The sequence below is a fragment of the Sphingomonas sp. LR60 genome (genome assembly GCF_036855935.1).
Taxonomy (GTDB): domain Bacteria; phylum Pseudomonadota; class Alphaproteobacteria; order Sphingomonadales; family Sphingomonadaceae; genus Sphingomonas.
Genome location: NZ_JASPFK010000001.1, coordinates 2,535,120 through 2,560,014 on the forward strand (window position 1 = coordinate 2,535,120; position 24,895 = coordinate 2,560,014).

Sequence of the window (24,895 nt, forward strand, 5' to 3'; positions counted from 1 at the left end):
TTAGCGGTGCTGCGCCAGACCGGTGCGCCTCAAAGAGCGCCCAGGCTGTCGCCTCGACTTGGGTGTGGGTGTCGCTCCTCATCGAGCTTCTCCCCACGCAAGATCGGCGATAAGATCTGCTCGGAAGCCGTTGATGCCGATTGCTAGGAGGCGTTGCAGCCTCGCCGTCGTTACGCTATCTGGGGTGCTGCCAAGGTTGAAGTAATTCGCGGCGCCCTGCTCGACCATCCGACCGGTCGCGTAGGGCGTTTGCGGTTTAGGCCCGCTCGCCTGTGTTGGCGTCATGGTCGATCACGCCGCCAACTGCTGAAAAAGCTTTTCTTTGAAGCGGCGCATACTGCGCCCCGAGATTACCGACTTGCCGTCAAGCTTCAGCAATTCGAGATCACCACGGGCAACCAGCTGATACAGCTTGGTGCGACCGATACCGCCAAGATCTTGGCGGGCCTGGGCGACAGAGAAAAATGGTTCGTCCACTTCGTTGCCTCCGAATGGATGCGGGAGAACACCCGCGGCAACAGAGGGATTAGCGTTCAGGCGGGCCACTTCGCCAAGGACATTTTGACGCCATTTTGTCCGGCTCGCGTTGCGCCTTAACGCTCGCGCAGTTGTGCCTGATAACGTTGACCGTCGCGTGCAAGAGCGGCATGCCAGTCCTCGTTTCGGCGCATTCGGTCGATCCGCAAGCCATTCTCCGCGTCTCTTTGGTCGCCCCGTAGGCGGACAAGAGCCTCGTCCCCCCAGGCGTTTACAACGTCATCTTTCCATCGCCGAGCGATCGTCTCCCACTCCGCTCCAAACGCGTTCGCGATCTTGCTACGGCGCTCAGGGCCTTCCAGACCCCTGCCCGCCAGCCAAAAGTCCCACCGAAGCGCCGTAAATTTTGCCTGAAGAAGCCTCACCGTCTTCTTTCGATTGCCGAGCTTTGCGAATACTCGCGGCAAGTCACTTTGCGATACCGCACGCGCCTCGCTTTCAACCTCGCTCAAACTTCCGTGGCCGAAATCAATGGTGCCGAAAGCGTAACTCGCGAGCCGCGCACGTTCGGCTAACGCGATCAGACCTTCTTCTCGGCTTGTCGCGGGGTCACCGTATGCAAGCCTGACCGTTGATGCACCGCAGGCTCGGCGAGCAAGGTCGAGCATCGATATCACGCGACCAATGCTCTCACGCCTTTGAAGATGCACAGGCATTGTGGACGCGGAAATTGGGCGATCCTTTAAAAGCTCGATAAATTCGAAAACTAGGTCAAGCTCTTCCTCGGAAAGCCGGCCTAGATCCACGGTCTTGATCAAATTCACTTCGCCACCTCGCCTTCCGGCTGGTTTAGATACGTGCAGACGAACACCCCCATCTCTCTAGCAGGGTCCGCCGCATCTCGACGAAGCTAGTCCGCTTGTACGCTCGCACCACCTTATCTGGCACAGCGTGCGCCAAGGCCGCCTCAGCGACTGGGTCAGGCAATTCCGGCATCTTCTCCGCTGCCCAGTCGCGAAACGAGCTACGAAAGCCATGCGCATCGTAAGGCTGATCAGCCGATCGCAGCACCTTGTTCATTGTCATGTCGGAGAGCATGGCCCCACCCCGCCCCGCGAAAATTAACTCGTCGTGCTTTGGCTTTCGCCCGCTCTTCACCTCTTCCAGCAGCGTCATGGCAGCACCACTAAGAGTAACGGAGTGCGCCACACCGCCCTTCATGATGTCGGCCGGCCTGTTCCAATCTCGCTTGTTGAGGTCGATCTGACCCCATCGGGCAGCGCGGATCTCCCTGGACGCGCAGCGCAGAGGATCTGGAACAAGAGCGCTTGCCGCCCTGAGGTGGCCGGCTTGCTGCGTAGTGCTGCAACGAAGGCCGGGACTTCGCCATAAGGCATAGCCTTGAAGTTCTTGCCGGCCGGCTGCTTCGGCAAACCGACGGTGATGGATCGCCCCGGCGCCTCTGTGGCCCGCCATCCCTTCGAGTGACTGAAGTTCAGCACCTGCCCGACCCGCATCCGCACCTTGCGCGCCACCTCGGGCTTGGCGGTCCAGATTGGAGCGAGCAGATCCCGGATGTGCCCCGCCTCGATGGTGTCCACCAGGAGGTTGCCGATCGAAGGGTACGCGTGCGTTTCAAGCGACGTCAGGAAGGCCGCGGCGTTCTTCTCGATCCAACCGGCCTTCAATGCCTCATGAGCGAGCTTTGTCGCCTCCCTGAACGTTGGTGTGGCTCGCTTGTCGCGGTCACGCTCAGCAATGGGATCGCGCCCGTTCAGCGCATGCTTGCGAAGATCGACCGCGCGTTGTCGCGCCTCAGACAAACTGAGCGCGGCCACCGACCCCAAACCGATGTCGCGTCGCTTGCCGTTCTGCTGAATGCGGATCATCCACGACTTGGCACCGGTCGGGCTGACGAGCAGGTATAGCCCTGCTCCGTCGCCATGCCGGCCGGGCTTCGCATTCTTCACAGCGAGGGCGGTAAGCTTGCCCATAAAACTCCCACATCGACTCCCACACTTTCGCGCGGCTAGATGCGAACGTCAACGAACAAGTGCGGAACGGCCGACGTGAATCTAACGGGAACGCCAATGGCGTAGCGGATGGGTGCGAACAACGGCGAACACGGAGTTATGATCCTGTCGGGTGCGCCATTTACAACTTGATGCGCGAGCGAAGGGCACTCCCGGTGCCGGCTTTGCTACGTCACCTTCCATTTCGCTCACTTCAGCGATCTTGTTGGCGTGATTCGGATATCAGCCACCGACATCCAACCCGGCGCCCGAAACCGACCGATTTCAGAAAAACAGCTTTAGAAACGGCAACAGTCCCGCGCCCGCCGCGACCGTATCGCCCCGCGCTTCGCTCGCCACCACCTCCGGCAAGGGAAAGTGCGCGTTGTTGCGCATCGGGGTGCGCGGCGGCGCGACGCGGGCTGCCAGTGCGATCGCGATGTCCTGCGGGATCCGGCCCCCGATCACGACCTTTTCGGGCGACACGACATGGCCGAGGATGCTGGCGAGCATCCCGAACGGGACGACTGCATCCTCCAGCCAGCGTTCCACTCCCGGCGTCTCGATCGTGATCGCCGCAACCATCTCTTCGACGGTCGCGAAGCGCGCGCCAGCGGCATTGACGTGCGTCATCAGCAGGTCGAGATTCGGATAGCCGCGATCGAGCAGCCACCAGACGCCGCCGAAATCGCCGGCGTTGCCCATCCAGCTGCGCACCGTGCGGCCATCGATCACCAGCCCGCCGCCGAAGCCGTTGGTCAGGTGGCAATAGGCGAAGGTCGCGCATGTCCGTCCCGCGCCCAGCAGACATTCATAGACCGTCGCGGCGGTCGCGTCGTTGTCGCAGAGTACCGGCAGCCCCAGCGCCTCGCCGAAGACCGCCACGATATCCACATCCCTCCAGGCAGCCAGCAAGGGTGGCGGGCTGAAGCGGATCGGATCGCCGACGAAGAACCCTGAGAACCCGATCCCCGCCCCGATCAATCGCGTGCGATCGATCGTGGTCTGCACGAGCAAGGCGTCCCGTATTCGACGAAGTTCGGCGACGACGCCGGCCGGTGCCATGTCGGGCATCGCCACGCTGGTATAGCCACGCACGCCCCCGGCGAGATCGACCACCGCCATCGATACCGCGTCACCGACGATCGCGATCCCCAACGTGAACGCGAAATCGGGGTTCAACTGCACCAGCGCGCTGGGATTGCCCGGCCCCGACGCCTTGCGACTGGCCAATGTCACCAGCCCCATGCGGGCGAAATCCCCGACGAGCCGCGCGACGCTCGACTGCGACAGATCGAGCAGTCGCACCACATCCGCCTGCGCGACTGAGCCACGCCGGACCAGCAGGTCGAGCAAGGCACGCCCGCCGCCGCTGATCGGTTTGTGTCCGGCGAGCGGCGGCATGGTGCCGATGGGCGCGATCTTCATGCGGATATGGTTAATCGGCTGTCACGAAGATGCAACCCACTCCGAATACTACCCGTCTCAGGTAATAAGCCGAATTACAAACATTCCGGGGGTTTTCATGACGGTTCATCGTGCCGCGCTGTGGCGGCTGCTCGTGTCGGTGTCGCTGATCGCCAGCGCGCAGGCCGGTTGGGCGCAACAGGCGGAGCAGGATCCTGCTGCGTCGGACGCGCCGGGCGACATCGTGGTCACCGGCATCCGCCGCGCCAATGCCACCGCGATCCAGAGCAAGCGCAACGCCACCAACATCGTCGACGTGGTCAGCGCCACCGACGTCCGCGCCCTGCCCGACAATACCATCGTCGAGGCGCTGCGCCGCATCCCCGGCCTGTCGGTGCTGCCCGCGACCGACAACGAGCATCCACGCGACGAGGCCGCGACGCCGGTGCTGCGTGGCCTTGGGCCGAGCTACAACAACGTCACGATCGACGGGCTGACGATCGCCTCGCCGGGCACGCCGAACGGCACCCTCGGTTCGATCACGCGCGGCGTGCGGCTCGACATCCTGCCGTCGTCGATGGTCAGCGAGATCCAGGTCGTGAAGACCTTCACGGCCGATCTCGATCCCAATGCCACCGGCGGCGCGATCAACCTGAAGACGCGCTCGGCGTTCGAGAATGGCGGCAAGCCGTTCTTCACCGCCGAGGCTTCGCTGGGCCATGCCAACGACACCGGCAAGCCCCGCGACCAGAGCGATCCCGGCTATCGCCTGATCGCGACCGGCAGCACCACGTTCGGGGCGGCGCATCAGTTCGGCGTGACGCTGTCGGCGAACTATCAGCAGCTGTCGAGCTTCACCGAAACCCATATGACGACCGACACGGTCCATTACAGCTTCTACGACAACAACGGCGTGCTCCAGAGCGGCAACAACCTGGGCAATGGCTATGCGGTGCCGCAGCAGGACAAATATTGGTACGTCATGGACAAGCGCGATCGTTATGGCCTGACCGCGAAGTTCGAGGCGCGGATCACCGATACGCTCGATGCCGTTGCGACCGGCGGCTATTACTTCTTCCGCGACAATATGGAGCGCAACGAGATCATCATCGATCCGCGCAACCGCGGTCGCGTCTACAACCAGACCGCGACCTCCGGCAGCTATCCGGGCGGCGATGTCGAAGTCGGTTATTCCAACCAGATCACGACGACGCGCACGCGCGTCGGTCAGGCAGGCCTGAACTGGCGCCCGGCCGACAACCAGCTCGTCAGCCTGCGGACCTCGGTGTCGAACGCGACCTATCGCGAACCGATCTTCATGGTGAAGTACGCCACCAACATCACTCGTCCGGCGGCGGTCGCCACGAACAAGACCGGCAGCGGCGTGACGATCAACGCGACGCCCGAATACGCCTTCAGCTACGACACGTCGGGTTTGGACCAGCGGTTCCCGATCAGCGCGTCGGCGTACAACAACCTCGCCAATTACAGCCTGCTCTACTGGCGGCCGGCAAGCGACTATGTGCGCGCGGCGGGTGACCGCATCTTCACCTCGCGGCTGGACTACGGCATCAATCAGGGGTTGGACGATCGCGGCGTCGGCGTCGCGACGGGTGTCAGCTACACCGACGACAAGCCGCGCTTCGACATCGGGCGGGCCGAATATCAACCCAATGCGAGTGCCCCGGCGCTGAACATGGCCGACGTGGTCGGGCCGTCGAACGCGATCATGCGGTATCTCGGCTACAACCTCTTCGCGCTCGACCCGGCCAAAGCGCGCGCGCAGGTCGAGGCCGCCCCGCGCAGCGCGTACAACGCCACCGACCAGACCGCCTTCAGCAACCAGGACGATTTCACGCACCACGAGAAGCTGTTCGGCGCCTATGCGATCGCGACCTATCGCAGCGACCGGCTCAACCTACAGGCGGGCCTCCGCTACGACGACACCACCCAATCGACGACCGGTCGCCAGCGGCAGCTCGACAAGGCGAGCGGCACGTACGTCTATGTCGACAAGCTGACCGGCTCTTCCTACCGCTACCTGCTGCCCTCGACGGTAATGACCTGGCACGCGACCGAGCTGCTCGATCTGCGCGTCGGGGCCAGCCAGACGCTGGGTCACCCGCCCTATGACGCTTATGCCGCGCGCACCTCGATCGGGTTCGTCAACCCGAACGATCAGGGCAACCCTAATGCGACCGGCGTCACGGTGACGATTGGCGCACCGGACATCCGCCCGCGCCTGTCCGACAATCTCGACCTCGCCGCTGACCTTCGCATCACGCCGTTCGAGGGGATGATCTCGCTCGCCGCCTTCGACAAGCGGATCAAGAACGAGATCTTCACGCTGACCAATATCGTGCCGTTCACGTTCGACGGCACCACCTATGCCAATGCCGCGGTCAGCACGCCTGCCAACGCCGCCGCTGCGCGCATTCGCGGACTGGAAGGGTCGGTGATCCTCAACACCTTGCGCCCGATCGCGCCGTTCCTGTCCGGCTTCGGCCTGTCGGCGAACGCCGCGCTGCTCGACGGACGGATCACCGTCCCCTATTCGCCAAGCGCCACCACCCGCGCGACCCGCTCGCTCGACCGGCTGGTGGGGCAGCCGGGCTATACCGCCAACGTCACCGCCTTCTACAATGCGCATGGACTGGAGTTGCGCGCCGCGTGGAACCGGCAGGGCAAGGCGTTGCGCACGATCATCAGCAACATCGGCTGGCAGGATCTCTACTGGTCGCCGCGCAGCCAGATCGACCTGTCGGCGACCTACGCGGTCAACGACAGCATCAGCCTGATCGGGCAGGTCGGCAACGTCACGCACCGCCGGATCACCAGCGTGACCGGGCCGGGGCAGAACCTGCTGAAGGACAGCTATTCGGCGCCGACCACCTTCTGGGTCGGCCTGCGCATCACGCCGCGCTTCTGAAAGGAACCGACACGATGAAGATGATGGCGATGGCCGGCGCATGCGCGCTGGCCGCAACGATGGCGTCCGGCACCGCGGTCGCGGCGCCCGGCGGCGGGGTGGCGGCGATCCAGCAACGGCTCGCCGATCCCGATGGCGGGATCGTGGTGGTCGCGCATCGCGGCTGCCACAACCCGGCACCGCGTCATGGCATGATGGGCAATGTGCCGGAAAACTCGCGCGCCGCGCTGGAGCGGTGTGTCGCGATCGGCGCGGACATGATGGAAACCGACGTGCGTCGCTCGGCGGACGGCACGTTGGTGATCCTTCACGACGCCACGGTCGACCGCACGACCGACGGCAGCGGCGCCGTCGACCGGCTGACCTGGGCACAGCTCTCGGGCCTGCATCTGCGCGACGACGAGGGCGGCGAGAAGGCCGCACTCACCGATGAGCGGATGCTGACCCTCGATCAGATCCTGGCGCTCGCCAAGGGTCGGATCATGCTCAATCTCGACGTGAAGGCGAACATCTATGTCGAGGTCGCCGCAGCGGTGCGGCGCGCAGGGATGGAAAAGCAGATCGTCATCAAGACCGAGGTGGGGCCGGAGACGCCGGCAATGGCGGCGCAGGCCCCCTTCGACCGCCTGCTCTACATGCCGATCCCGCTCAACCCCGACCGCAAGGCCGATCTCGCCGCGATCGTCACGGCGCAACTCACCGACGCCCGCCCGATCGGGATCGAACTGCCGCGGATGGATGCAGCGCAGCTGCCGCCGGTGGCCGCAATCGCCCGCGCGCGCCGGGTGCGATTGTGGATCAACACTCTCTGGGACGGATTCGTCGTCGGGTACGGCGGCGACGAACAGGCGTTGCGTGATCCCGATGCGGTGTGGGGTCGGCTCTATCGCGAGGGTATCACCATCCTCCAGACCGACGAACCCGAAGCACTGCTCCGCTATCGCGCGACCCTGCGCTGAACCGACGACCGTCGGGGGCATGAAGGCCCCCGTCGTGTCACCAAGCGATCATCAAGCCGCGGTATCGCGCGGCCATGGTCGCGTGGCTTCTTCCGTCGAACCGGGCGCGCTTCGGCGCGGCCCATGCCACGCGCTCGCTCGCCTGGGCCGCGATCGACCTGTTGCTCGCCTGGCACCTGCATGTCCGGGTCGGATTGACGGGCGTCCAGACCGGCTGGCTGTTGTGCCTGTTCCTCCTGGTCGGCGCGGTCGCCACCGCGCTCGCGGGACGCGCGCTCGATCGCGGCCGGGCGACGGACGCGATGGCCGTGCGCGTCCAATTGCCCGCCACCTGCGTCACCGCATTGTTGCTGTGGGCGCAATTCGCCGTCCACGGCGCCGCGGCGGCGATGGCCGTCGGTCTCGCATTTCGCCTGTCCTATGCCGTGCAGGACGTGGCGCAGAACATGCTCGCGGCGCTGCTGCCGCGCGATGATGCAGACGCGCGCGGCTACGCCCGGCTGCGCGTGATGCTCAGCGCCGGAACGCGCTGCCTGATCGTCGCCGGCTTCGCGCTGGCGACGGCGGCGGGGATGGTCGCGCTGCTGGCCGTGGTCGGCGCGTTGATGGTCGCGTCGGCCTTCGGTCTGCGCGGCGCGACCTTTGCGCCGCACGCGCCTGCCCGCCCGGCCGACCGCAGTGACCGGGCGATGCCAGCCGGACTGCCAGCGCTTCTGCTGGGCTGGATCATGACCGCGACGTTGCTACCGACCGTCACCCGCCTGCTGATCTTTGCACCCCCGGTGGCCGGCGCGTGGAGTGGCGGCGTGGTGCTGCTGGGCGGTTATTGCCTGGGGACGCTGATCGGCCCAGCCTTGCGTGAGTTGCTCGGCCGATCGGTCTTGCTGGCGATCATCGTGGCGAGCGGCGCGCTCCTGATCGTGCCGCTCGGTATCGGCCCGACCGTGCGGATCGCCGCCGCCGTGCTGCACGGCATCGGCGTCAGCATCATCAATGTCCACCTCTGGGTGGCCACGTCGCAGCTGGCGATCGACGAGCGACGCGCCGGGCGCAGCGCCGACGGGACGGTTTTCGGCGCGGTCATCATGACCCTGCATCTGGCCACCGCGCTGAGCATGGTCATCCTTGGACCGCTGATCGACCAGCTGGGGGACGGCCGTCATCAGGCACCGGCGATCAGCCTGCTCTTGACCGCACTCGGCGCGATCATGATCGCCGGTGCGGGACACCGCCCCAAGCCACGAGGCAGGCGAGTTCGGGCCAAGAGCTTCCAAAAACCGGCGTTGTAGCGACTTCAGCTAAGCGACGGCTGTTGACCCGCGGGAGCCGAGGCAGACGCCGATGTGACAGCCGGGTCTGCTGGTCCCTTCACGCATCATCGACCTTGGCCCAGATCGGGACAGGGTAGATGTGTCGAGCCCTTCGACTGTCGCCTAAGCATCGCCGATAGCGAAGCCTCTGCTCTACGCATTCCCGTTGCTTGATCGTCACTTTGCGAGATATTTACCTTGTTATTGTAACCTTCTCCTGTTTGCTGACGGGGCCGCAATGCAGGCAGATTGTTTCTTGACGTCAAAGCGTTAAGCGGCTCAATGATGGTTTTGTGAAACCGCGAAGACGCGCGGCAGAACTCTCCTAGAGGTGGTGATCCTTGGTCGAAAGTAGCGCCGAACGGGCGATCGCCAGAGCTGCGAACGTGCTGGCGGGAAAACTGCCGCAGATTCGCCAGATTTCGCGCAAGAGCTACGTCCTCCGGAAGAATCTAACGACGCGAAAGATCCTGAATCTGGCGTCGCTTACCTATTGCTTCGTCCGCGGCAAAACCGACGGCACCGGCGTGCCCTTTCACATGAAAGTGGATGTCACGCCGCGGTGTCAGCTGAGCTGCCCGGTATGCTTCCATGGCAAGCTGCAGAAATCCGAGCGGAACAAGCTGCCCAAAGCCATGGATCTGCAGATGTTCTCGCAACTTGTCGATCAAGTGCGCGGCCGGACGCATGTCATGGCCCTCTACAATCTCGGGGAGCCGTTGCTCAACAAGTCGCTTATCCCGATGATCAAATATGCTCATGCCGCTAATATCAACACGTACATCACTTCGAACTTCAGCCTTCCTCTTTCCGATGAGTTTCTGGCTGATCTTCTAAATTCGGGCCTGACCTCACTCATCGTCGCCGTCGATGGCATATCCGAGACGACATTCGGGCAGCAGCGGATTGGCGGCAATTGGAAGTCGGTCTCCGAAAACCTCGCGCGACTGAAGACCGTCAAGAAGCCCGCGGGCCTGCAAATCACCCTTCAGTACATCGTCTTCGACCACAACAGACATGAACTGGCCGCGGTGGAAGGATACTGCAACGATCTCGGGATCGATCTGGTCGTGTTCGAGGGCTCGACGACCCCCTGGCTGATCCAGTTCAAGCCACGCGAGGGGTGGGCGCCCCGGTCGAAGAAGATGTTGCCGCGCTGTGCATGGCCGTTCTTCTCCGCCCTCGTCGGGTCCGATGGCAACGTGTATGGTTGCTGCAATTATCGAATGGATGAGGTCAACGACAGGAACGTCGATGCGCGCTCGCTGGGCAGCGTTGCAACGGAGTCCATCACCGACATCTACAAGGGCGAGCAATATCGGGAGGCGCGGCGTCTCGTGACCGACCCCGCGGCGTCGGGGCCGAGCGTCGGCCACTTTTGCCATGGCTGTTCGGTCATTCAGAAATAAAGCGATCAATCGTTAACCACCTCACGCTACCGCTGCGGACGGAGGTGCTGATTTTGACGCTAGATCAGACAATTACCGGGGCTTCGCGGGTCGCGGGCGAACTGGGGATCAGGACGCTCGACCTGCAGGCGGACATCTCGGAGCTGTCGATGCGCGTCACCGCGCAGGCACGCACCATCGAGAGCGTCGATGCACAGACCAGTCGCCTGACCGACGACGTCGAGAACGTCGCCGATGCCGCGCGCGAGGCATCGGGCGCGACCACGGGGGCGCATGGGCTGCTCGCCAGCTCGCATGTTCAGATCGACGCCGCGATGGGTGACGTCGTCGATCTGATCGCGCAGGTCAGCCGCATTCACGACAGCCTCGGCGCATTCACCTCGGCGCTGGAAGAGGTCGGGCGCGTCACCGCGACGATCGACGCGATCGCCAAACAGACCAACCTGCTCGCGCTCAATGCGACGATCGAGGCCGCGCGCGCCGGCAATGCGGGGCGCGGCTTCTCCGTGGTCGCAGGCGAGGTCAAGAAGCTGGCGTCCGAAACCGCGGCGGCGACCTCGCGGATCAACAACTCGATCACGGCGCTGACCACGCAGGCCGATGCGATGCTCGGCCGCGTCGATACGGGCGTCACCAAGGCGCGCTCGGCGCATCAGGGCACGCATGAGGTCAAGGCATTGGTGGCGCAGTTGCGCGGGCTGATGGACGGGCTGGAACGCAACAGCGAAAGCGTGGTGCGGCGTATCGGTTCGATGCTGTCGGCGGTGGTCGAGGTGAAGACCGGGCTCGGGCAATTGTCCGAAACCTCCAGCGACAATGCCGCCGGGCTGCACCGCCTGTCGAAGCGGCTGACCACCGTCAGCGACGACACCAACGAATTGCTCCAGTTGCTCGCCGAAAGCGACGCCGACACGCCCGACCGCCCGTATATCCACTTCGCGATTGCCGCGGCGCGGCAGGTGTCGGAGGGGCTGGCGCAAGCGGCGGCGTCGGGAACACTCGACGACGCGACGATCCTCGGCGACGCCTACCAGCCGGTCTTGGGCAGCGATCCCCCACTCTTCACCCATCCGGCGATGGCGACGATCACGTCGCTTGCGCGGCCGCAGCAGGAGGCGGCGCGCGCCCTCCCCGGCTTCTTCGGGATGAGCTTCACCGACCGGCGCTGCTTCGGCGCCGTCGCGATGCCCGAACGGTCGCTGCCGCAGCGTCCCGGCGAGCGCAGCTGGAACACCGAATATTCGCGCGCGGGCGTCTTCTTCCACTTCCCCGATACCGAGGAGCAGGTGAAGATCACCAAGCCATTCTGCCTCAAGGCGTATCGCCGGCTCGCCTCTGACGGCAGCGTCATCCTGCTCAAACAGGTGATCGCGTCGATCAACGTCAACGGCAAGCATTGGGGCATTCTGCAGCTGGCGTACAAGGATCAGGGCTGACGGCGGCGGATAGAGCCCGGTCAGGGTGCGGTCCTAGGTTCGCCCGAACAGCTTGGCGACGCTCTTCATATCCAGCTTCACCCACGTCGGGCGGCCATGGTTGCATTGCCCCGAATGCGGCGTGACCTCCATCTCGCGGAGCAAGGCGTTCATCTCGGCCGGCGACAGCACGCGCCCGGCGCGCACCGAGCCATGACAGGCCATCGTCCCCGCGATCGCGTCCAGCCGCTCGCGCAGGCTCAACGCCTCGTCATAGGCGGCCAGTTCGTCGGCAAGATCGGTGACCAGCCCCTTGGGATCGCCGCTGCCGAGCAGCGCGGGGGTCGCGCGCACCAGCATCGCGCGCGCCCCGAACCGCTCCAGCTCGAGCCCGAACTCGGCAAGCTCCCCGACGCGTGCCTCCAGCCGGTCGCACGCCGGTTCATCCAGCTCGACCACCTCGGGGATCAGAAGCGCCTGCGACGCGACGCGCCCACCGGCAAGCGCGGCGCGCATCCGCTCCAGCACCAGCCGCTCGTGCGCGGCGTGCTGGTCGACCAGCACCAACCCATCCTCCGCCTCCGCGACGATATAGGTCTTGGCGACCTGCCCACGCGCGACGCCGAGCGGAAAGTCGGTCGTCACAGGTGGCGGCGTCCATGCGGGGACGCCGCGCGCTTGTGGTGGAGCCGAGAAGAAGGTCGGACGCTGATCATGGAACGATAGCCCTCTCCCCGCCGGGGAGCTTTGGGTCGAATAGGCCCCCGGCATATTCTCAACATTGCGGGGCGATGTTGACCCAAAGCTGGTCGGGTGAGGGGCTGCCCCAAGCGCGTCGCTCGGTGAAAAACCAACCCCTCCCCGACAGAGCCGGCGCTATGCTGCTCGTGCTGCCACATCGCCATGATGTCGGCCGGTGCCGAATGCGCCACCCGATGCCCCGCCGCATCCAGCGCGCGGCGCAAGCCGGAAACGATCATCCCGCGCACCAGCGCCGGATCTCGAAAGCGCACCTCGGTCTTGGCGGGATGGACGTTCACGTCGACCTCGCTCGGGGGAATGTCGAGGAACAGCGCCACCACCGCATGGCGGTCACGGGGCATCATCTCGGCATAGGCGCCGCGGATCGCGCCGATCAGCAACCGGTCGCGCACCGGGCGACCGTTGACGAACAGATATTGATGGTCCGCCACCCCGCGGTGGAAGGTCGGCAGCCCCGCGACGCCGCCGAGCACATGGCCTTCGCGTTCCAGGTCGATCGCGACCGAATTGTCGGCGAGCGCACGATCGGTAAGTGCCGCGACGCGTGCCGGCCGACTCTCGGCCGCCGCGACCGACAGCGTGCGCCGCCCGTCATGCTCCAGCGAGAAGGCGATGTCGGGGCGCGCCATCGCCAGCCGCCGCACGACGTCGAGGCAGGCGGCATATTCCGAGCGCGGCGAGCGCAGGAACTTGCGCCGCGCGGGCACCTGCGCGAACAGCGCCTCCGCCACGACGCGCGTCCCCGGCGGCAAGGCGGCGGGACCGTCGCGCTCCAGCACGCCGTTGTCGATCGTTCGCGCCCAGCCCTCCGCGCCCGCCGGGCGGCTCTCGATCGTCAGCCGCGCGACCGAGGCGATCGACGGCAGCGCCTCGCCGCGGAAACCGAGCGTCTGGACCCGGTCGATATCCTCGTCGGGCAACTTGGAGGTGGCGTGACGTTCCAGCGCCAGCGCGATCTCCTCCGGAACCATGCCGCAGCCATCGTCGGCGACTTCGATCCGCTCTACCCCGCCGGCAGCGAGCACGATCGCGATCCGCGTGGCGCCGGAATCGATCGCGTTTTCGACTAACTCCTTTAACGCGCTGGCTGGTCTTTCCACCACTTCACCGGCGGCGATACGGTTGACCAGATGCGAGGGGAGACGGCGTATTGACACGCGGCAACACCTAGACCAAGCCGCGGCATCCCGCGACCCCGCAGATACCATCGCCAGCATGATTTCTGCGGGACGCGCGGACTTGGACGATCACTGCCGGCGCCCACCGCAATCCGGCGACAACGACACGGACGACAACGTCAATGATATTCTCGCGCCTGTTCAAGATGACCTCGCACGACATGGCGATCGATCTCGGAACCGCGAACACGGTCGTCTACGTGCGCGGCCGCGGCATCGTGCTCAACGAGCCGTCGGTCGTGGCGGTCGAGACGATCAACGGCGTCAAGCGCGTGAAGGCGGTCGGTGAAGACGCCAAGCTGATGATGGGCAAGACGCCCGGCTCGATCGAGGCGATCCGGCCGCTGCGCGATGGCGTGATCGCCGACATCGATGTCGCCGAGCAGATGATCAAATATTTCATCGAGAAGGTGCACGGGCGTCGCCGCTTCATGCGCTGGCCGGAGATCGTGATCTGCGTCCCCTCGGGCTCGACCAAGGTGGAGCGTCGCGCGATCCGCGACGCCGCGCAGAATGCCGGCGCCAGCGCGGTGTACCTGATCGAGGAGCCGATGGCGGCGGCGATCGGTGCGGACATGCCGGTGACCGAGCCGGTCGGCTCGATGGTGGTCGATATCGGCGGCGGCACGACCGAGGTCGCGGTGCTGTCGCTGCGCGGGCTCGCCTACACCACGTCGGTGCGCGTCGGTGGCGACAAGATGGACGAGGCGATCGTCAGCTACGTGCGCCGCAACCACAATCTGCTGATCGGCGAAGCGACCGCAGAGCGGATCAAGCAGGAACTGGGCTGCGCCAAGCCGCCCGCGGACGGCATCGGCAAGACCGTGTATATCAAGGGTCGCGATCTCGTGAACGGCGTGCCCAAGGAAATCCAGATCACGCAGGCGCAGATCGCCGAAGCGGTCAGCGAGCCGGTCGCCGCGATCGTCGATGGCGTGCGGATCGCGCTTGAAAACACCGCGCCCGAGCTGGCGGCGGACATCGTCGACCAAGGGATCGTGCTGACCGGCGGCGGCGCGCTGCTGCAAGGGCTCGACGAGGTGCTGCGTGACGAAACCGGGCTGCCCGTGACGATCGCGGACGACCCGCTGATCTGCGTCGCGATCGGTACCGGCCGCGCGCTGGAGGATCCGCTGTTCCGCGCGGTGTTGCAGAACGGGTAAGCGATGCTCCGTCGTGCCCGGCAGGTGTTGAACCTGGTCCGGGGCGAACGGAAGGACATGGAATGGCAGGTCGTCACATAATCTGAAGGCGGGAGGTGACGGCAATGGCGCCGTCGCGGGATCGGCGCCCCGGCTTTTCGCGGCGCGCGCAATATGGACTGTTCGTCACCTACGTCCTCGGCATCGCCGGGGCGCTGGTGGGGGCGGTCCTGCTTGCGCTGTCGACCTTCCATCCCGCCGCCTTCTCCATGGCGCGCGCCGCGGTGTCGGAGATCACCGCGCCCGCGTCCGGGGCGAGCGCGGCGATCATCCGCACCGTCGCGACGGTCCCGCAGGCGATCGGGACGTGGTGGCGCGTCCATGACGAGAATGCCGAACTCCGCGCCCGGCTGGCGCGTGCGCGCGAGGCGTTGCTGGTCGGGCGGCAGGCGCGGCTGGAGAACGTCCGGCTCCGCGCGCTGCTCGGACTGCGCGACCGTGCGCCGGAGGTCGTCACCGCCGCGCGCATCGTCAGCACCAGCGCGTCGAGCACGCGGCGCTACGGCCTGCTCAACGCAGGCAGCTGGCAGGGCGTCGCCGAGGGTCAGCCGGTGCGTGGGCCGGAAGGGCTGATCGGGCGCGTCCTCTACGCCGGGCCGAACACCGCCCGCGTGCTGCTGGTCACCGATGCCGAAAGTATCGTGCCGGTCCGCCGCTCGCGCGATGGCCGGCCGGCGCTGGCCGCCGGCCGCGGGGACGGGTTGATCGACATCCGCACGATCGACACCGCCGACGGCAAGTTCCGCCCCGGCGACATCTTCGTCACCTCCGGCACCGGCGGGATGTTCCTGCCCGGCGTGCCCGTGGCGCGCGTGCTGCGCGATGGCACCGATGCCGCGCCCGCCCGCCCGTTCGCCCGTCCGGACACGCTCGACCTCGCGATCGTCCACCGTGCGTTCATGCCGCCCGCGCCACCCGCACCGAAGCCCGCCCCCTCCCCGACTCCGAGCCCCACCCCCGATCCGTGACCCTCGCTGCTCGCCCACCCTTCGAAGAACCGCTCGGCCGTGGTCGCGCGCGGCTGTTGCCGTGGGCGACGGTGATGATCGGGTCGCTCGTCACGATCCTGCCGTGGAGCGCGACGCTGCCGCTGCTGCCGCCGGTCGGGCTGTTGATCCTGCTATCGTGGCGGCTGCTCGCGCCGCTATCGCTGCGTGTCTGGGCGCCGGCGCTGCTCGGGCTGTTCGACGATCTGCTCTCCGGTCAACCACTGGGCAGCGCCATGCTGTTGTGGACGCTCGCCTTCTTCCTCGTCGAGGCGATCGACGCGCGCTCCGGCGTGCGCGACTTCAAACAGAGCTGGGCGATCGCCGCGATCGCGATCGGCTTCGTTTTGCTCGGTGGACGACTGGTGGCGACGCCGCTCGATGCCCATGTCGATAGCGTGCTATTGCTCCAGATCGTGATATCGGTGTTGCTCTTCCCCGCTGCGGCGCGGCTGGTCGCGTGGATCGACCTGCGGCGCGCGCTATGAGGCCGCGCGCACCGAAGGTCATGACCGAAGCGGCGCAGAGCTACAGCTTCTCGCGCCGTGCCTGGTTGCTCGGCGCGGGCCAGGCCGGGCTGGGCGCGCTGCTGATCGGGCGGATGGGCTATCTCGCGATCGCGCAGAACGAGCATTACAACCTGCTCGCCGAAAGCAACCGCGTCAGCATGACGATGATCCCGCCGCGCCGCGGCTGGATCGTCGACCGTCACAATCAACCGATCGCCAGCAACCGCACCGATTTCCGCGTCGACGTCATTCCCGACCGGATCGAGGACAAGGATCGCGTGCTCGCGCACCTGCGCGGGTTGCTCGGCCTCTCCGACGAGGATCTCGCGCAGATCAATGCCGAGCTGGAGCATGCCCCCGGCTTCCGCCCGGTCGAGATCGCCGAGAACATCGACTGGGAACGCTTCGCCGCGGTGCAGGTCCGCCAGCCCGAATTGCCCGGCGTCGCCCCGACCCGCGGCTTCGCACGCCACTATCCCGCCGGGCCGGCGGTCGCGCATCTGATCGGCTATGTCGGCGCGGCCACCGCCGAACAATATAAGAAGACCCGCGATCCGCTCTACGTCACGCCGGGGTTCAAGCTCGGCAAGGACGGACTGGAAAAGACCATGGAGCCGCTGCTGCGCGGCACCGCCGGCGCCAAGCGCGTGGAGGTCACCGCGCGTGGCAAGCTGGTCAAGGAACTCGCCACCCGTCCGGACGTGCCGGGGCGCACGCTGCGCCTGACGATCGACTCCGGGCTCCAGGAATATGCCGCGCGGCGGATCGGCACCAACTCGGGCTCGGCGGTGGTGTTCGACTGCACCAATGGCGAGATGCTCGCGATGGTGTCGATGCCCGCCTACGACCCCAACACCTTCTCCGAAGGCATCAGCCAGATGGAGTGGAAGATGCTGAGCGAGGACGATCACGTCCCGCTCATGAACAAGGTGACGCAGGGCCTCTACCCGCCGGGCTCCACCGTCAAGCCGATGAACGGCCTTGCGCTGCTCGCCGCCGGGGTCGGCGCGGAGGAACGCGTGTTCTGCTCGGGCGCGATGCGCGTCGGCAATGGCGTGTTCCACTGCCACAAGCGCGGCGGACACGGCCCGCTCGATCTCAAGAACGCGATCATGCAGAGCTGCGACATCTATTTCTACGAAATGGTGCGCCGCGTCGGCTACGATAAGATCGCACCGGTCGCGCGCGAGCTGGGATTGGGTCAGAAGTTCGACCTGCCCTTCTCGACACAGCGCTATGGCACCGTCCCCGACAGCGCGTGGAAACAGCGCAAGTACAAGACCGACTGGAAGGTCGCCGACTCGCTCAACGCCTCGATCGGTCAGGGCTATGTGCTCTCAAACCCGCTCCAGCTCGCGATAATGGCCAGCCGGTTGGCGTCGGGACGGCGGCTGATGCCGACGCTGATCCGCGACCCCTTCAAGCCGCAGGCCGATCTGCTCCCGATCGATCCCGAGCATTTCCGCATCATCCGCGAGGCGATGGACGGTGTCGTCAACCATGGCGGCACCGGCGGCGCGGCGCGGATGCTCGTCCCCGGCATCGCGATCGCCGCCAAGACCGGCACTGCGCAGGTCCGCCGCATCACGATGGCGGAGCGGCGCTCTGGCGTGCTCAAGAACGGGCAATTGCCGTTCAGGCTGCGCGACCACGCGCTGTTCGTGTGCTTCGCTCCCTACGACAATCCGCGCTACGCCGCGGCGGTCGTGCTCGAACATAACGGCCATACCGTCCGCAATCTCGACACGCCGATGATCGGCCGCGACATCATGACTTATCTGTTCGACCACGAGCGCGCGATGAAGAGCCTTGCCGAGGTCGAGCCGACCTGGGGCGGCGACATCGCGACGCGCATGGCCGCACAGCGCGCCGCCTACCGCGCCGCGCACGCCCCCGCCCCGCCGGTGGTCGACGATGACGACGTCCCGGCATCCAACTCACCCGCGGTCGAGGCCGCGACCGACGCGTCGAACGCCAGCGCGGAGGCGACCGCACGCGACGTCGCAGCCGGCAACGGCCCGGCACGGACGGGCTCGCCCGAACCCGAAACCGACAGCGAGCGCCGTGCCGATCCACTCGACCGCGCCGTAGGGCCGCAGCGGTGAGCGGCTTCGTCCCCGCCCCGCTCGCGGTGCTGCCGTGGCGCGTGCTGCTGCTCGTCACCGCGATCGGCGGTTTTGGGCTGATCGTCCTCTATTCCGCCGCCGGGGGCAGCCTGCGCCCATGGGTGGTTCCGCAGGGGGTACGCTTTGCGGTGTTCCTGGTCGGTGCGGTGGCGCTGTCGCGCGTGCCGCTCGACTGGTGGAAGAAGTCCGCCTTCTACATCTACGGCATCTTCCTGATCCTGCTGGTCCTCGTCGAACTGCTCGGCGCGGTGCGGGGCGGCAGCCAGCGCTGGCTGGGCTTCGGCCCGATCCGCATCCAGCCGTCCGAAACGATGAAGCTGGCGATCGTGCTGGCGCTCGCACGCTTCTACGACATGCTGCCGGCGGCGGAGACGCGTCGCTTCCAGGCGGTGTGGCCGGCGGCGGTGCTGATCGGGATGCCCGCGCTGATCGTGATGATGCAACCCGATCTGGGCACCGGGCTGATGATCTGTGCCGGGGGGCGACGGTGATGTTCCTCTCCGGAATACCGTTGCGCTTGTTCGTCGGCGGCGCACTGGCGGTGGCGACCGCGATCCCGCTGGCCTTCAACTATGTCCTCCACGACTATCAGCGCCATCGCATCCTGATCTTCATGGACCCGGAAAGCGACCCGCTCGGCACCGGCTATCACATCAGCCAGTCGAAGATCGCGATCGGGTCGGGCGGCCTGTTCGGGAAGGGCTTCCTGCAAGGCACGCAGAGCCACCTCGACTATCTTCCCGAGGGCCACACCGACTTCGTCTTCGCGACGATGGCGGAGGAATGGGGTCTGGCGGGCGGTGCGTTCCTGATTATCGGCTTCCTGCTCGTGATCCGCTGGGGCGTGAACGTCGGCGTCCGCGCCGAGGATCGTTTCGCCAAGCTCGCCGCGGCGGGTCTGGCGACGACGATCTTCTTCTACATGGCGATCAACCTGATGATGGTGATGGGGCTGGCGCCGGTGGTCGGCATCCCCTTGCCATTGGTCAGTTTCGGCGGTTCGGCGCAGATGACGGTGCTGATCTCGCTCGGCATCCTGATGGGCATCGACCGCTCGATCTCGGCGCGCCAATCGACGCGCTGGTGAAAAAAGTCAAAAAGGGGTTTGCGAATCCGGGAAGCGCTGTTAGAGGCGCGCTTCCCGATCGCGGGGCGGTTCTTCGGAAACGCTTCTCCCACGGTCACTGGACGCATAGCTCAGTTGGTAGAGCAGCTGACTCTTAATCAGCGGGTCCTTGGTTCGAGCCCAAGTGCGTCCACCAGTTTCATCGACGGCCTCGCGAGCGATCGCGGGGCCGTTGTTCATTGCGGTGATCGGGGCGGTAATCGGGGCGGCGATCGGGCGAAGACGATCGTCGTGAAATCTGGCAGGAAGCGCCCACGAACGGGAAAGGCCGCCGATGATCCTGCGCAGTGATGAAACCCTCGACGTCAACGTGCCGGCTGGCGGGGCGATGCGAATGCACCTGTTCCGCCCGGTCGCCGAGGGACGCTATCCCGGCGTATTGCTCTATTCCGAGATCTATCAGGTCACCGCGCCGATCCGCCGGCTGGCAGCGATGCTGGCCGGCAACGGCTATGTCGTCGCGGTGCCCGAGGTCTATCACGAATATGAGCCGGCCGGCACCGTGCTCGCCTATGATACGGCCGGCACCGACCGCGGCAATGCGCTGAAGTTCACCAAGCCGGTCGCCGCCTTCGATGCCGACGCTACCGCGGAGATCGGCGCGCTATCGTCGCATCCCGCCTGTACGGGCAAGCTGGCGACGTTCGGCGTCTGCCTCGGCGGGCATCTCGCGTGCCGCGCCGCGCTCGATCCGCGCGTCGCCGCGGCGGCGTGCTTCTACCCCACCGACATTCATTCCGGCTCGCTCGGCGAGGGACGCCACGACGACACGCTGGCGCGGCTGGCGGAGTTGAAGGCCGAATTGATGCTGGTGTGGGGTCGACAGGATCCGCACGTCCCGCTCGACGGCCGGGCGGCGATCCGCGCGCGGCTGGAGGCGGTCGGCGCACACTACGAATGGCACGAGTGGAACGCGCAGCACGCCTTCCTGCGCGACGAGGGCCCGCGCTACGACCCGGCGCTGTTCCTGCAGGCGATGATGCAGACGCTGGCCTTCTTCCGCCGCACGATCGGCTGAGGGCGATCTACGCGGCCTTGCCAACGGTGGAGATGAGGCAACGCGCCCGGTAGGCTTCGCTCCCGCCGTTCTACCGCGCCAGCCATCCGCCATCGACCGCCAGCACATGCCCCTGCACATAGGCCGCGGCGTCGGAGGCGAGGAACACCGCCGCGCCGCCCAGGTCGGCCGGCGCGCCCCAGCGCGCTGCTGGGATACGCTCGACGATCGCGCGGTTACGCTCCGCATCGGCCTGCAACGCCGCGGTGTTGCTGGTCGCGATATAGCCCGGCGCGATCGCGTTGACGGTCACATTGTGCTTCGCCCATTCGTTGGCGAGCAGCTTGGTCAGCCCGCCCACCCCGCTCTTCGCCGCGGTATAGCTCGGCACGCGGATGCCGCCCTGGAAGGTCAGCATCGACGCGATGTTGATGATCCGCCCGCCCCCCGCGGCGATCATGTGCCGCCCGGCGGCCTGCGACAGGAAGAACACCGATTTCAGATTGGTGTCGATCACCGCGTTCCAGTCTTCCTCGCTGAAGTCGACCGCATCCGCGCGCCGGATGATCCCGGCATTGTTGACGAGGATGTCGAGCCGCCCGAACGCGTCGAGCGTCTCCGCGACCACGCGCCCGACCGGCTCGATCGTGGACAGGTCCGCATCGATCACCGCCGCGCGCCGCCCGAGATCGCGGATCTGCGCCGCCGTCTCCTCCGCCGCGGTACGCCCGACGCAGACGACATCCGCCCCCGCCTGCGCCAGCGCGACCGCGATCGCCTGCCCGATCCCGGTATTCGCACCGGTGACGACCGCGACGCGCCCGGTCAGGTCGAACGGATGGCTCAGCGCAGCTGGCATATGTCGCACACGTCCATGTCGTTGTAATCCTGGTTCTCGCCCGCCATCGCCCAGATGAAGGTATAATTGCTGGTGCCAGCACCCATGTGCACCGACCACGGCGGGCTGATCACCACCTCTTCATTGTCGACGACGATATGCCGCAGGTCGTCGGGACGGCCCATATAGTGAAAGACACGATTGTCGTCCTCGAGGTCGAAATAGAGGTAGATCTCGCTGCGCCGCTCATGGACGTGCGGCGGCATCGTGTTCCACACCGATCCGGGCTTGAGCTGCGTCAGCCCCAGGCACAGCGACGCACTGGCGCACAGATGCGGCAGCACCAGTTGATAGATGGTGCGGTCGTTCGACGTCTCCAGGCTGCCGCGCTGCATCGGATTGGCGTCGGCGAGCGTCACCTTGCGCAGCGGGAACGGCGCATGGGCGGGGACGCTGAGCAGATAGAAGCGCGCCCCCTCACCCGCGAACGTCACCTCCGCAGACCCCATCGGCACGTACAGCGCCTCGTAGCGGGTCAGTTCGAACACCTGCCCGTCGACGGTCACCTTGCCGGCGCCGCGCCCGATGTTGACCACCCCCAACTCGCGGCGTTCGAGCAACGGATGCCCCGCCACGCTTTCAGGCTCGCTATGCGTCGGCAGCGACAGCATCGCCGTGCCCGGCACCGCGCCGCCGATGATGAAGCGCTCACCGTGCGAATAGGTCAGCACGATCTCGCCGTCGCGGAATAGCCCGTCGACCAGGTAACGGTCGCGCAGCGCCTGATTGGAGACGCCGTCCATCATGTCGGGATGCGTGGCGTAAAAGGTCTTGGCGTACACGTCGGTGCTCCTGTTCAACGGGCGCGGTCGAGCTGCGCGATTTGCGTCGCCGCCAGCAGGAAGGCGCCCACGCCGTAATATTGCGTCTCTTGCGCGGCGACCTTGTCGGGCCGGTCGCTGACCTGTTGCACCCAGCCGAGCCGCCCGTCGGGCTGGACCGCGCGCTCCAGCGCCGCCCAGCCGCGCTTCGCGACGGGTGCGTATTCGGCACGCGGCAGCACCCCGGCATTGACGCCCCACGCCATGCCATAGGTGAAGAAGCCGGTGCCGCTCGATTCCGGCGGTGAGCCTTCGGCGGCGAGCAGCGATGGCGCCCAATAGCCATCCGGCTTCTGCAACGTCTTCAGCTTCGCGGCCATGTTGCGAAACAGCCCCTCCATCCGCACGCGATCGGGGCTGTTCTTGGGCAGCAACGGAATGATCCGCGCCATGCCCGCGAACACCCACCCGTTGCCGCGTGCCCAGAATTGCTTGCGGCGCTGCGCATCGCGACGCTCGAAGAAGCGGCTGTCGCGGTAATAAAGCTGTTCGACCGGATCGAGCAGGAAGTCGGTCGTCGCCCAGAATTCCTTCATTGCGAAGTCGCGGTACTTCGGATCGCCGGTCTGGCGCGACAGTTCCACCAACGCGGGCGGCGCCATGAACAAGGCGTCGCACCAGCACCAGCGCGTCAGGCACTCGGTCGCGCCATAGCCCTCCGGCGGCACCGCAAAGGCGAGCGTCGTGACCGCGGGCTTGTCGACGATACGGTCCAAGGTCGCCTTGGCGCTGGCGAGCGCCTGCGGCGGTCCGCCATGCGCGGCGGCCCATAGATAGCTTTGCACGATCGCATGATCGTCCGCGAAATAGGGCCTCTCGCCCGGCCGCCAACCGTTCGCGCGCCCCATCGCCATGATCGCATCCTTGATGCGCGGCGGCGCGCCGGCATCGGCGAGCGCGGTCATCCCGACCCAGAACACCGCGGGCTCCCACGCGCGCATGTCGCCGCTGCGCGGGTTCACGTCCATGTGCGCAAGCTGCCAGTCGGCCAGCTTCACCGCCTGCGCGATCGGTGCCTGTTGCTGTGCCGCCGCGGGCGCAGCGACCGCCGCGATGCTGGTGGCGAGGGCAAGGTGTCGAAGGATCATGCGGCGCTCTCCAGGGAAGCGAAACGGGCCGGGGTCAGCCGGGGGCTGATGACGTGCAGCGACAGCAATGCCAGCAGATAGGCACCGCCCGCCACCGCGAAGATCGGCGCATAACTGCCCGAAACGCCAAGCACATGACCGACGAACTTGGCGATCAGCATCCCACCGATCGCGCCCGCGGTCCCGCCGATCCCCACCACCGAGCCGACCGCCGCGCGCGGAAACAGGTCGGAGGGCAAGGTCAGCAGATTGGCGGAAAACGCCTGATGCGCCGCGGTCGCCAGCCCGATCAGCGCGACCGCGATCCACAGGCTGTCGACATATTGAACCGTCACGATCGGCAGCACCGCGATCGCACATCCGAGCATCGTCGCCTTGCGCGCGGCGTTCGCCGACCAGCCGCGCCGCAGCAGCCGCGACGAGGTCCAGCCGCCCAGCACGCTTCCCGCGTCCGACAACAGATAGATCGCCACCAACGGCGGCCCGAACGACCTGAGGTCCAGCCCGTAGCGCTTCCCGAGAAAATCGGGCAACCAGAACAGGAACATCCACCAGATCGGATCGGTCAGGAACTTGGGCACCGCATAGGCCCAGGTCTCGCGATACGTGAACAGCTGCAGCCACGGCACCCGCTCGACCACCGGCGCGGGATCGCTGCGGATCAGCGCCAGCTCGCCCGGCGTGACGCGCGGATGCTCCTCCGGACGGCGATAGATCGCGATCCACGCGATCAGCCACAGCACGCTGAACGCGCCGGTCGCGATGAAGGCCATCCGCCAGCCATAGGCGAGCGTGATTGCGGGAACGAGCAACGGCGTCGCGATCGCGCCGACGTTCGCCCCGGCGTTGAACAGCCCGACCGCAAACGCGCGCTCGCGCTGTGGAAACCATTCGGTCACCGCCTTCAACCCGGACGGGAAATTGCCCGCCTCCCCCAGCCCCAGCGCGAACCGCGCCGCGCCGAACTGCGCGACGCTGCTCACCAGCCCATGCGCGACATGCGCCAGCGTCCAGAAGGAAAAGGCGAGCGCATAGCCGAGCCGCGCGCCGAACCGGTCGATCAACCGCCCCATCATCAGGAAGCCGACAGCGTAGGCGGCCTGAAACCAGAAGACGATGTCGGCATATTGCGCCTCGGTCCAGCCCAGATCCTTCTGGAGCACCGGCTTGAGCACGCCGATCATCTGGCGGTCGATGTAGTTGATCGCGGTCGCCGCGAACAGCAACGCGCAGATCGTCCAGCGATAGCGCCCGGTCGGCGGCGCGGCGGCGATGTCCGGCATG

General features: G+C 66.3%; 19 protein-coding genes, 1 tRNA gene and 2 pseudogenes. 12 read left to right on the plus strand and 10 right to left on the minus strand.

Features of this window, described 5'->3' with window-relative positions; all coding sequences use genetic code 11:
- Positions 1 to 291 precede the first annotated feature (291 nt).
- The 5 genes from QP166_RS11930 to QP166_RS11950 form a co-directional block, all read right to left on the minus strand.
- Positions 292 to 477 (minus strand): hypothetical protein, encoded by a 186-nt coding sequence (locus QP166_RS11930; protein WP_333916096.1) that lies wholly within the window; start codon positions 475 to 477, stop codon positions 292 to 294.
- Positions 478 to 593: 116 nt separating this feature from the next.
- On the minus strand, positions 594 to 1,301 hold the full coding sequence (locus QP166_RS11935) for a hypothetical protein (RefSeq protein ID WP_333916097.1): 708 nt from the start codon (positions 1,299 to 1,301) through the stop codon (positions 594 to 596).
- Positions 1,302 to 1,326: 25 nt separating this feature from the next.
- On the minus strand, positions 1,327 to 1,785 hold the full coding sequence (locus QP166_RS11940) for a tyrosine-type recombinase/integrase (RefSeq protein WP_333917332.1): 459 nt from the start codon (positions 1,783 to 1,785) through the stop codon (positions 1,327 to 1,329).
- Complete coding sequence (locus tag QP166_RS11945; protein ID WP_333916098.1) at positions 1,695 to 2,471, minus strand: tyrosine-type recombinase/integrase; 777 nt, start codon at positions 2,469 to 2,471, stop codon at positions 1,695 to 1,697. Before QP166_RS11945 ends, QP166_RS11940 begins: the two co-directional genes overlap by 91 nt.
- A 303-nt stretch (positions 2,472 to 2,774) precedes the next feature.
- A complete protein-coding gene (locus tag QP166_RS11950; protein ID WP_333916099.1) occupies positions 2,775 to 3,917 on the minus strand; it encodes an ROK family transcriptional regulator in 1,143 nt (380 codons plus the stop codon).
- A gap of 97 nt (positions 3,918 to 4,014) precedes the next feature.
- Between QP166_RS11950 and QP166_RS11955 the strand changes: the two genes are divergently transcribed.
- From QP166_RS11955 to QP166_RS11975, 5 genes are all read left to right on the plus strand, one after another.
- Positions 4,015 to 6,825: a TonB-dependent receptor gene (locus tag QP166_RS11955; protein WP_333916100.1), complete on the plus strand. Its 2,811-nt coding sequence runs from the start codon at positions 4,015 to 4,017 to the stop codon at positions 6,823 to 6,825.
- 14 nt (positions 6,826 to 6,839) lie between these two features.
- Complete coding sequence (locus QP166_RS11960) at positions 6,840 to 7,784, plus strand: glycerophosphodiester phosphodiesterase family protein (RefSeq protein WP_333916101.1); 945 nt, start codon at positions 6,840 to 6,842, stop codon at positions 7,782 to 7,784.
- 74 nt (positions 7,785 to 7,858) lie between these two features.
- On the plus strand, positions 7,859 to 9,073 hold the full coding sequence (locus tag QP166_RS11965) for a hypothetical protein (RefSeq protein ID WP_333916102.1): 1,215 nt from the start codon (positions 7,859 to 7,861) through the stop codon (positions 9,071 to 9,073).
- A gap of 362 nt (positions 9,074 to 9,435) precedes the next feature.
- Positions 9,436 to 10,503, plus strand: coding sequence for a radical SAM/SPASM domain-containing protein (locus QP166_RS11970; protein WP_333916103.1), 1,068 nt, complete (start codon positions 9,436 to 9,438; stop codon positions 10,501 to 10,503).
- A gap of 53 nt (positions 10,504 to 10,556) precedes the next feature.
- The gene (locus QP166_RS11975; protein WP_333916104.1) at positions 10,557 to 11,939 is read left to right on the plus strand and encodes a methyl-accepting chemotaxis protein; all 1,383 of its coding nucleotides are present in this window, start codon (positions 10,557 to 10,559) and stop codon (positions 11,937 to 11,939) included.
- Between the two features lie 33 nt (positions 11,940 to 11,972).
- Here QP166_RS11975 and mutL read toward each other — a convergent pair.
- A pseudogene (gene mutL / locus QP166_RS11980) lies at positions 11,973 to 13,837 on the minus strand (DNA mismatch repair endonuclease MutL).
- 143 nt (positions 13,838 to 13,980) lie between these two features.
- Here mutL and QP166_RS11985 point away from each other — a divergent pair.
- The 7 genes and pseudogenes from QP166_RS11985 to QP166_RS12015 all read left to right on the plus strand — a co-directional run bounded on the left by QP166_RS11985 (position 13,981) and on the right by QP166_RS12015 (position 20,825).
- Entirely contained in the window at positions 13,981 to 15,021 is a 1,041-nt protein-coding gene (locus QP166_RS11985) for a rod shape-determining protein (protein WP_333916105.1), read from the plus strand.
- 104 nt (positions 15,022 to 15,125) lie between these two features.
- The gene (mreC, locus tag QP166_RS11990; protein WP_333916106.1) at positions 15,126 to 16,028 is read left to right on the plus strand and encodes a rod shape-determining protein MreC; all 903 of its coding nucleotides are present in this window, start codon (positions 15,126 to 15,128) and stop codon (positions 16,026 to 16,028) included.
- Positions 16,029 to 16,102: 74 nt separating this feature from the next.
- Positions 16,103 to 16,534 (plus strand): rod shape-determining protein MreD, encoded by a 432-nt coding sequence (gene mreD / locus QP166_RS11995; protein ID WP_333916107.1) that lies wholly within the window; start codon positions 16,103 to 16,105, stop codon positions 16,532 to 16,534.
- Positions 16,531 to 18,660 (plus strand): penicillin-binding protein 2, encoded by a 2,130-nt coding sequence (mrdA, locus tag QP166_RS12000; protein WP_333916108.1) that lies wholly within the window; start codon positions 16,531 to 16,533, stop codon positions 18,658 to 18,660. Before mreD ends, mrdA begins: the two co-directional genes overlap by 4 nt.
- A pseudogene (gene rodA, locus QP166_RS12005) lies at positions 18,657 to 19,768 on the plus strand (rod shape-determining protein RodA). The gene mrdA and the pseudogene rodA overlap by 4 nt, the downstream one beginning before the upstream one ends.
- 99 nt (positions 19,769 to 19,867) lie before the next feature.
- Positions 19,868 to 19,943 (plus strand) — tRNA-Lys (locus QP166_RS12010).
- Between the two features lie 138 nt (positions 19,944 to 20,081).
- A complete protein-coding gene (locus tag QP166_RS12015; RefSeq protein ID WP_333916109.1) occupies positions 20,082 to 20,825 on the plus strand; it encodes a dienelactone hydrolase family protein in 744 nt (247 codons plus the stop codon).
- A gap of 70 nt (positions 20,826 to 20,895) precedes the next feature.
- Here the strand turns inward: QP166_RS12015 and kduD are convergent, their stop codons facing one another.
- From kduD to QP166_RS12035, 4 genes are read right to left on the minus strand one after another with little or no spacing between them, the layout of a single operon-like run.
- Complete coding sequence (kduD, locus tag QP166_RS12020; protein ID WP_333917333.1) at positions 20,896 to 21,651, minus strand: 2-dehydro-3-deoxy-D-gluconate 5-dehydrogenase KduD; 756 nt, start codon at positions 21,649 to 21,651, stop codon at positions 20,896 to 20,898.
- The gene (gene kduI, locus QP166_RS12025; protein ID WP_333916110.1) at positions 21,648 to 22,484 is read right to left on the minus strand and encodes a 5-dehydro-4-deoxy-D-glucuronate isomerase; all 837 of its coding nucleotides are present in this window, start codon (positions 22,482 to 22,484) and stop codon (positions 21,648 to 21,650) included. The genes kduD and kduI overlap by 4 nt, the downstream gene beginning before the upstream one ends.
- A 14-nt stretch (positions 22,485 to 22,498) precedes the next feature.
- Positions 22,499 to 23,611 carry a glycoside hydrolase family 88/105 protein gene (locus QP166_RS12030; protein WP_333916111.1) on the minus strand — a complete coding sequence of 371 codons (1,113 nt, stop codon included), beginning with the start codon at positions 23,609 to 23,611 and terminating at the stop codon, positions 22,499 to 22,501.
- A complete protein-coding gene (locus QP166_RS12035) occupies positions 23,608 to 24,894 on the minus strand; it encodes an MFS transporter (protein ID WP_333916112.1) in 1,287 nt (428 codons plus the stop codon). The genes QP166_RS12030 and QP166_RS12035 overlap by 4 nt, the downstream gene beginning before the upstream one ends.
- Position 24,895 lies beyond the last annotated feature (1 nt).

Excerpts from the sequence above, each read along its gene's own strand:
- QP166_RS12030 (WP_333916111.1), bottom strand. The coding sequence starts at position 23,611 with ATGATCCTTCGACACCTTGCCCTCGCCACCAGCATCGCGGCGGTCGCT.
- mrdA (WP_333916108.1), top strand. The coding sequence starts at position 16,531 with ATGAGGCCGCGCGCACCGAAGGTCATGACCGAAGCGGCGCAGAGCTAC.
- QP166_RS11960 (WP_333916101.1), top strand. The coding sequence starts at position 6,840 with ATGAAGATGATGGCGATGGCCGGCGCATGCGCGCTGGCCGCAACGATG.
- mreC (WP_333916106.1), top strand. The coding sequence starts at position 15,126 with ATGGCGCCGTCGCGGGATCGGCGCCCCGGCTTTTCGCGGCGCGCGCAA.
- QP166_RS11965 (WP_333916102.1), top strand. The coding sequence starts at position 7,859 with ATGGTCGCGTGGCTTCTTCCGTCGAACCGGGCGCGCTTCGGCGCGGCC.
- QP166_RS11945 (WP_333916098.1), bottom strand. The coding sequence starts at position 2,471 with ATGGGCAAGCTTACCGCCCTCGCTGTGAAGAATGCGAAGCCCGGCCGG.
- QP166_RS11985 (WP_333916105.1), top strand. The coding sequence starts at position 13,981 with ATGATATTCTCGCGCCTGTTCAAGATGACCTCGCACGACATGGCGATC.
- mreD (WP_333916107.1), top strand. The coding sequence starts at position 16,103 with ATGATCGGGTCGCTCGTCACGATCCTGCCGTGGAGCGCGACGCTGCCG.
- QP166_RS12015 (WP_333916109.1), top strand. The coding sequence starts at position 20,082 with ATGATCCTGCGCAGTGATGAAACCCTCGACGTCAACGTGCCGGCTGGC.
- QP166_RS11950 (WP_333916099.1), bottom strand. The coding sequence starts at position 3,917 with ATGAAGATCGCGCCCATCGGCACCATGCCGCCGCTCGCCGGACACAAA.
- QP166_RS12035 (WP_333916112.1), bottom strand. The coding sequence starts at position 24,894 with ATGCCGGACATCGCCGCCGCGCCGCCGACCGGGCGCTATCGCTGGACG.
- QP166_RS11955 (WP_333916100.1), top strand. The coding sequence starts at position 4,015 with ATGACGGTTCATCGTGCCGCGCTGTGGCGGCTGCTCGTGTCGGTGTCG.